Annotated in this window: 8 protein-coding genes; 1 reads left to right on the top strand and 7 read right to left on the bottom strand. The window is 63.5% G+C overall.

Going from position 1 to position 7,166, the window contains the following annotated elements:
* The first annotated feature begins 60 nt into the window (after nucleotides 1–60).
* Entirely contained in the window at nucleotides 61–588 is a 528-nt protein-coding gene (locus B2V17_RS10760; RefSeq protein ID WP_292997496.1) for a superoxide dismutase family protein, read from the top strand.
* A 17-nt stretch (nucleotides 589–605) separates the two neighbouring features.
* On the opposite strand, the gene B2V17_RS10755 is transcribed toward B2V17_RS10760, so the two are convergent.
* The 7 genes from B2V17_RS10755 to B2V17_RS10725 all read right to left on the bottom strand — a co-directional run.
* Nucleotides 606–2,180: a spinster family MFS transporter gene (locus B2V17_RS10755; protein WP_292997494.1), complete on the bottom strand. Its 1,575-nt coding sequence runs from the start codon at nucleotides 2,178–2,180 to the stop codon at nucleotides 606–608.
* Nucleotides 2,181–2,199: 19 nt separating this feature from the next.
* Nucleotides 2,200–2,895 (bottom strand): 7-cyano-7-deazaguanine synthase QueC, encoded by a 696-nt coding sequence (queC, locus tag B2V17_RS10750; protein WP_292997492.1) that lies wholly within the window; start codon nucleotides 2,893–2,895, stop codon nucleotides 2,200–2,202.
* 40 nt (nucleotides 2,896–2,935) lie between these two features.
* Complete coding sequence (locus B2V17_RS10745; protein ID WP_292997490.1) at nucleotides 2,936–3,334, bottom strand: DUF3617 domain-containing protein; 399 nt, start codon at nucleotides 3,332–3,334, stop codon at nucleotides 2,936–2,938.
* A 125-nt stretch (nucleotides 3,335–3,459) separates the two neighbouring features.
* A complete protein-coding gene (locus tag B2V17_RS10740; RefSeq protein WP_292997488.1) occupies nucleotides 3,460–4,371 on the bottom strand; it encodes an Hsp33 family molecular chaperone HslO in 912 nt (303 codons plus the stop codon).
* The gene (gene argF / locus B2V17_RS10735) at nucleotides 4,368–5,294 is read right to left on the bottom strand and encodes an ornithine carbamoyltransferase (RefSeq protein ID WP_292997486.1); all 927 of its coding nucleotides are present in this window, start codon (nucleotides 5,292–5,294) and stop codon (nucleotides 4,368–4,370) included. The genes B2V17_RS10740 and argF overlap by 4 nt, the downstream gene beginning before the upstream one ends.
* Nucleotides 5,294–6,484 carry an aspartate aminotransferase family protein gene (locus B2V17_RS10730; protein WP_292997484.1) on the bottom strand — a complete coding sequence of 397 codons (1,191 nt, stop codon included), beginning with the start codon at nucleotides 6,482–6,484 and terminating at the stop codon, nucleotides 5,294–5,296. The genes argF and B2V17_RS10730 overlap by 1 nt, the downstream gene beginning before the upstream one ends.
* Before the next feature lie 133 nt (nucleotides 6,485–6,617).
* A partial coding sequence (locus tag B2V17_RS10725; protein WP_292997482.1) for a cold-shock protein occupies nucleotides 6,618–7,166 on the bottom strand: 549 nt, incomplete at its 5' end.

The raw sequence follows: 7,166 nt of genomic DNA, 5'->3' as shown, positions 1-7,166 counted from the left end.
GGAGCAATCCGGCCCCTTTTTCGTTATGGTGCCAGACGAATCATTTTCGCTGGAGGCACCATGTTGCGCAAATTCGCTATTTCCATCGTCCTGTGCATCGCGCTGACCGCCTGCGCCTCGCTGGGTGAGGTTCCGACCAAGAAGCTTGCGACCGCAACCTTGCGCCAGGCCAACGGGCTGCCAGCAGGCACCGCAATCCTGACTGCAGCCGGTGAAAAAGTTACCCTCAGCCTAGCTTTGGCAGGATTGCCAGCAGGTCAGAAAGGCATGCACCTGCACATGGTGGGCCGCTGTGACGCCCCGGATTTTGCCAGCGCCGGCGGGCATCTCAATCCCGGCGGGCGCCAGCACGGAACCGCCAATCCATCCGGCAGTCACCTTGGCGATCTTCCCAATGTCGTGATCGACAGCAATGGGGCCGCCGCAGTGTCTGCCCAGTTGCCAGGCACGCGCGCGGTGCTGGAAGCGGCCCTGTTCGATGCGGATGGAACTGCCATCGTGGTCCACGCCGGACCCGACGATTACCGGACCGACCCCAGCGGCAACAGCGGTGCGCGGATTGCCTGCGGCGTGTTGACGCGCAGCTAGAGTCCTTCCGGCCTAGGCTATTCTCCAGCGCGCTCTGCCACTGTGGCTTCCGCGGCCGGAACCGCACTATAGGCAAATAGCAGCAATCCAACCGCTATCGGAGCAACCCCGATCAGCGAGAGGATGCCGGTGCGCAGGTCACCAACCAGCTTGCCATCGACATTAGTTCCGGCGAGATCCGAAATCTGCCCGACCATGTAAGGGCCGAAGGATAGGCCAACCAGCGTCGTGCCAAGGAAGAATGAGGCCGTCGCCGTTCCGCGCATGCGTGGCAGAACCAGATCCTGCGTGGTCGCTGCAGCAGCGCCCAGTGCCGCTGCTCCGAACATCCCGGCGAGGAAATTCATCAAATAGAACAGCGTTGCATTGTCTGTGGTGTAACCAATCCAGATCGGCACGATCGGGGCAATGACCCCGAACAGGATCACCAGTACCCGACCTGCCGGATTGCGTGAGCGCAGGAAGTCAGCCAGTCGCCCGCCGATGATCACTCCCAGGAATCCGCTCAGCGCACCGCTTCCCCCCAGCACGAATGCCAGTTCCGCCTTGGGTAGCTTCAGCACGGTTTCGGCATAGGGCGGCGACCAGAACGCAAGCGCATAGGCCGCAAGCGAAACCAATCCGTAGCCAAGCGTGGTACAGATGAAGGCCGGCGTCCCCCAGATCAACCGGAAGGTCGCGGGATCCTTCGAACGGAGCGAGCTTGCCCACGAGAAGACCGCGTAATAGCCCAGCGCAACCGCCGACCATTGGGGAACATTATCCGTCAGCCCGATCATGATCCAGGCGAATACGATAACGAAGGCTGCCGCCGCAAGGTTTATCGCCAGTGCGACCGGCCCGCGCCGGGCCGCACCCAGCACGGTCAGCGGAGGAATGATGGTCGACAGGTCAGCCAGAAAATCGCCAAAAGGCCGCGGCGAACTGGGGCTGCTCAGCCCTTCCATCGCGCCGCGAATGGGTTCGCGCAGGCTCGCCACCCACAGCGCCAGCAGCAGCCCGGGTATACCTACCACCAGGAATGCCGCTTGCCAGCCGACAAGGCCGAGCGGCCCACCGCCGGGATGGGCATCGTTCCAGGCCTGAACCACCTTGGCCCCGATGAAGAGGGATACCCCGCCACCGAGGTAAAGGCCCGAAGAATAGATAGCCAACGCGGTCGCGCGCTGCGTCTTGGGGAAATAGTCCGATATCAGCGAATAGGCGGTCGGGCTGGCCGTCGCCTCACCAACGCCAACACCCATCCGTGCCAGCGACAGCGTCAGCTGGTTACGGGCGAAGCCTGAAAGCGCAGTCATCGTCGACCACAGCGCCAATCCAATGCTGAGCAGTCGCACCCGGTTCCAGTTGTCGGCCAGGCGCCCCAGAGGAATGCCGAACAAGGCATAGAACACTGCAAAGGCCGCACCGCCCAGAAAACCCATATCCCCATCGGTCAGTCCGAGATCGCGCTTGATATCGACCGCCAGGATCGAAACGATCTGCCGGTCGATGAAGTTCAGGATATAGACCACCACCAGCACACCAAGCACGTACCAGCTGTAGCCGCTGGCCTTGGGTTCGGCCGGCTTGCCGTCCTGCTGATCGATCACCTGGATTCTCCCTGGACTTCTAGTTGGCGTAACGCGTGGTATCGGCAATCCCGGCCTTGGCAAAGCCTTCCTTGCGCAGGCGGCATGAATCGCACAGCCCGCAGGCCGAACCATCGACTTGCGGGTCATAGCATGACCAGCTCATCGCCGGATCGAGCCCAAGCCGGCCGGCTTCCGCCGCGATTTCCGCCTTGCCGAGGAATTGCAGTGGAGCGTGAATCCGGAACCTGTCGCCTTCCGCCCCAGCCTTGGTCGCAAGATCGGCCAGATCGGCAAAGCCCCGGATGAATTCAGGGCGGCAGTCGGGATAGCCAGAATAGTCCAATGCGTTGACCCCGATCACCACGTCGCGGGCACCAAGTGCTTCTGCCCAAGCCAGGGTCAGCGACAGGAACACCAAATTCCGCGCGGGAACGTAGGTAACCGGTATGTCCGCTCCCACTCCGTCTTTGGGCACCACAATATCGTCGGTCAGCGCCGATCCGCCGAATTGACGCAAGTCGAGCGGCAGGATCACATGGCGTTCGACACCCATCAACGCGGCGATATCGCGCGCTGCATCCAGTTCGCGGCGGTGGCGCTGGTTGTAATCGATGGTCAGCGCGTAGAGCGTGTAGCCCGCTTCACGCGCAAGGGCGGCACAGACCATCGAATCGAGGCCGCCCGAAAGCAGCACCACGGCCTTGTGGCCTTCGCCCAGAGGAAGCTTCGACATGGGGCCGGGCTAGCCGCTTGGTTGGCCCAAGGCAACAGGTTCACCCGCCGGTGCAGTCGCCCACGCGGCGTGCTTCGGCGCTGAATTCGAACGGCAGTCCATTGGCGATTCCGCGGCTGTCGATCTGCACCAGTCTTCCGGTTTCGCGGCGGACATGGGTACGACCGTAACCGCGGCCCTTGCAGGTGTACTGCACCACCACGTCGGACGCGCTGTCCTGAACCACGAAGCGTTCGCACTGCGCATCGAGATGGCGCAGCTGGATCAGACGATGACCGGTTGAAATACAGATCCGCTGTGGAGCGGCCCCCGGCTCACGCGGACGGATTTCCCAACGGCCGGCTTCGATCTGGTCAAGCATGGCCAGCGAGGAACCAGCGCCCATGGCCGGTCCAGCCACGGCCAGCAAAGCCACGGTCGCGAGTCCGGCAAGGCGCATCCTGGTAATCACGATTCTGCTTTCTCCCCTGTTGCAAGGGGCACATGGGGTCTTGGCCTTGCCTGGACTTGTACCACAGCGCCACGCGCAGGCCAACCGTGCATTTTTAGCGACGAATTGAGTGATCAGGCATCAATTTCGAACAGCCGCGAGCAAAACGCACAATCAACCACGATCAGTCCGGCATCATTGCGCATCTCAAGCCGCTCGGCTTCGGGGAACTGCGCCAGGACCGACTGGTAGTGCTCGATCGAACAGCGGCACCCGCGTGACAGCGGCGGAAACGGTTCGATCCGCACCTCGCTTTCGTCGTGGAACAGCCGCCAGACCAGCGCCTCGAGCGACAGGTCGGGATCGACCAGCTCATCATGCCGGGTGCTGCCAGCCAGCGCCGCGACGTGCTCCCACTCGGGATGATCCAGCCGTACATGCAGCCGCTCGCGCCCCTCCTCGCCCTCGGGCAGATGCTGCACCAGCAGTCCGCCAGCCACGCAGCCGCGCGCATCGCTGCGGACCCCGACCCTGATCAAGGTCGGGACCTGTTCGGACTGAGCGAAGTAACTTTCGCAGGCCTCAGCCAGCGAGCTGCCCTCCAGCGGAACGATCCCCTGATATCGCTGCCCGGTCTTGGCTAGATCGAATGTGATCGCCAGGTAACCGCCCGACCCGAACAGCGCGAACAGCGAAGGATTCGCCCCTAGCATGGCCAGCCGCTCGGCATCGTGGCGGACATAGCCGCGCAGCTCACCGCCGCGGTAATCGCAGACCAGCAAGTCAACCACGCCGCCCTGGGTCTGGGCCTGCATCGTCAGTTGACCCTCCCCATCCTTGAGCAGCGTTCCGACCAGCGCGGCCAGGACCAGGGCTTCGGCCAACAGGTGCTTGATCGGTATCGGGTAGTCATGCGCGGCGAGGATCGTCTCCAGCACTGGCCCGAGCCGCACCGTCCGCCCGCGCGCATCGCGCGAAGGCAGGGTAAAGGCCAGCACCCGGTCGTACCCGGTCTCGTCCGGAGCGATATGCTCGGGCGCGCTCACAGCTGTCCGAAGACCCAGCGCAGGACTGATTTCTGCGCGTGAATGCGGTTCTCGGCTTCGTCCCAGACGACCGACTGCGGGCCATCAATCACCGCATCGGTCACCTCTTCTCCGCGGTGCGCTGGCAGGCAGTGAAGAAACAGGGCATCGCCCTTCGCTTGCTGCATCAGCAGGGGATTGACCTGATAGGGTGCCATCGCAGCCAACTTGTTGTGGGCGTGTTCCTGTCCCATCGAGACCCAGGTGTCGGTCACCACCACATCCGCTCCAGCCACTGCCTCGGCAGCATCGCGGTGGACGCTGATCCGCGCTCCGCGTGCCCGCGCCGCTTCGATAAAGCTCTGGTCGGACTCGTAGCCCTGTGGCACCCCGATTCGCACGTTGAACTTGAGCAGCCCGGCTGCTTCGACAATTGAATTGAGCACATTATTGCCATCGCCCAGCCAGGCCAGCTCCAGCCCGGGCAGGGCCTTGCCGTGCTCAACCAGAGTCAGCAGGTCGGCCACGATCTGGCAGGGGTGCGAGCGATCGGTCAGCCCGTTGATCACCGGAACCGAGGCATGCGCAGCCATCTCCTCGATCTTGGCGTGATCATCGGTGCGGATCATGATCGCATCGGCCATCCGGCTGAGCACGCGGGCGGTATCGGCAACGGTTTCGCCTCGGCCAAGCTGGGTAGTCCCGGCATCGAGCACGATCGCCGACCCGCCGAGTTGGCGCATGGCCATATCGAACGAGACTCGCGTCCGGGTCGAGTTCTTCTCGAACACCATCGCAAGGACATGACCGGCCAGCGGGGCATCGCCATCGGGCGCGCCCTTTGGCACATCACGGCGATAGTCTTTGCGCTCGATCGCGTCGGCAATCATCGCCGCCAGCGCATCGCCGCCGGCATCGCCCAGCGCCAGAAAATGCCGGGTCATCAGGCCAATTCCGGTGGCTGGTAGCTGGCCGCACCGGCCGAGAGCTTTTCGAAGAACTCGTCGATTTCGGCATCTTCGATCACCAGCGGGGGGACCAGCCGCAGCGTATTGTCACCGGCGGCCACGGTCAGCAGCTGGTGATTGTCACGCAGGTGCGCAACCAGGGCGCGGCTTTCATGGGTCATCTTGATCCCAAGCATCAGTCCCTTGCCGCGAACCAGTTCGAACAGGCCGGGGTAATTGCCGATGAACTGTTCAAGCCGGCTGCGCAGCCGCTCGCTTTTGGCGCGCACTGCGGCGAGGAACTCCTCGTTCGCCACCGCATCGAGCACCGCTTCGCCTGCAGCCATGGCCAGCGGGTTGCCGCCATAGGTCGATCCATGCGTGCCGACCACCATGCCCCGCGCGGCCTTTTCGGTGGCAAGACAGGCCCCCAGCGGGAAGCCGCCGCCGAGGCCTTTGGCCGTGGCCATCACGTCGGGTTCGATGCCGTACTGTTCATAGGCATAAAGCGTGCCCGAACGCGCCACGCCGCACTGCACTTCGTCGAGCGCAAGCAGCAGATCATGCTCGTCGGCCAGCGCGCGCAGGCCCTGCATGAATTCCGCCGAGGCTGGACGGATCCCGCCCTCGCCCTGCACCGGCTCCACAAGGAAGCCTGCAGTATTTGGACCGATCGCCGCCCTGGCACCTTCAAGATCATCGAAATCGACATATTTGAAGCCCGGCAACAGCGGGTAGAATCCCTTGTGCATCTTCTCCTGGCTGGAGGCGCTGATCGTCGCCATGGTCCGGCCGTGGAAGGCGTTGCGGAAGGTGATTATCTCGAACTTGTGGTCGTTGCCGACATGCTGGTGATAGGCGCGCACCGTCTTGATTGCGCACTCCACGGCCTCGACCCCCGAATTGGTGAAGAACACAGTGTCGGCAAAGGTCAGGTCGACCAGCCGCTGGGCGAGGTGCTCACCTTGCGGGCTGCCGTAGAGGTTGGAGACGTGCATCAGCGTCGCCGCCTGCTGTTGGATCGCGCCAATCAGGCCTTCGTGGCTGTGGCCCAGCAGGTTGACCGCAATCCCCGCCGCGAAGTCCAGATAGCGCCGGCCGTCTTCCCCGATCAGGTGGCAGTGTTCACCGCGCACCGGCCGAAAGCCGCAGCGGGGATAGACTGGCATGAGGGGCGTAATGGACATCGCGGCTTCCTTCCTGGAGCGAATGATTCGGGAAAACGAAAACGACAAATGGCGGCCCCGGCAAGGGCCGCCATCTGCACGCATTTAGAACTTGGCAGGTCCGGGGACAACCCCCGAGACGATGCAGTCGGGATCAATCCTGGCGTGGGGTCAGGTTGACCGCCGAGTACTTGCCGCGTCGATCGACTTCGATGTCGAACTCCAGCCGGTCACCTTCGTTGAGGCCAGCCATGCCAGAGCGTTCGACCGCGCTGATGTGCACAAATGCATCGGGCTGCCCGTCATCGCGGGTAATAAAGCCGAAGCCCTTCATCGAATTGAAGAACTTGACCGTTCCGGAGGCGCGTTCGCCGGTCAGCTCGCGCTGCGGCGCTTCGCGCTTCTGCACCGCGATGACATCGCCGACGACTTCGAGATCACTGGCCGAAACCTTGCCGCCGCGATCGACCAGCTGGAACTTCAGCTGCTGACCTTCTGCAAGGCCTTCGAGCCCGGCGCGCTCAACCGCGCTGATGTGAACGAACACGTCTTCGCCGCCGGTGTCCTGCTGGATAAAGCCGAAGCCCTTGTTGGCGTTGAAGAATTTTACAGTTCCGGTGCCTTCACCGACAACCTGGGCCGGCATTCCGCCACCGCCGCCGCCGCGCGGGCCGCCGAAGCCGCCGCCACCGCCGCCGCGCGG

This window comes from Novosphingobium sp. UBA6272 (genome assembly GCF_002440635.1).
Classification (GTDB): Bacteria; Pseudomonadota; Alphaproteobacteria; order Sphingomonadales; family Sphingomonadaceae; genus Novosphingobium.
Note: the sequence above shows the minus strand (reverse complement) of the source record. Positions and strands in the feature narration are given on the sequence as shown.

Bases quoted from the DNA above. Each gene is read 5' to 3' on its own strand.
- B2V17_RS10760 (WP_292997496.1), top strand. From the start codon at position 61: ATGTTGCGCAAATTCGCTATTTCCATCGTCCTGTGCATCGCGCTGACC.
- queC (WP_292997492.1), bottom strand. From the start codon at position 2,895: ATGTCGAAGCTTCCTCTGGGCGAAGGCCACAAGGCCGTGGTGCTGCTT.
- B2V17_RS10745 (WP_292997490.1), bottom strand. From the start codon at position 3,334: ATGCGCCTTGCCGGACTCGCGACCGTGGCTTTGCTGGCCGTGGCTGGA.
- B2V17_RS10730 (WP_292997484.1), bottom strand. From the start codon at position 6,484: ATGTCCATTACGCCCCTCATGCCAGTCTATCCCCGCTGCGGCTTTCGG.
- argF (WP_292997486.1), bottom strand. From the start codon at position 5,294: ATGACCCGGCATTTTCTGGCGCTGGGCGATGCCGGCGGCGATGCGCTG.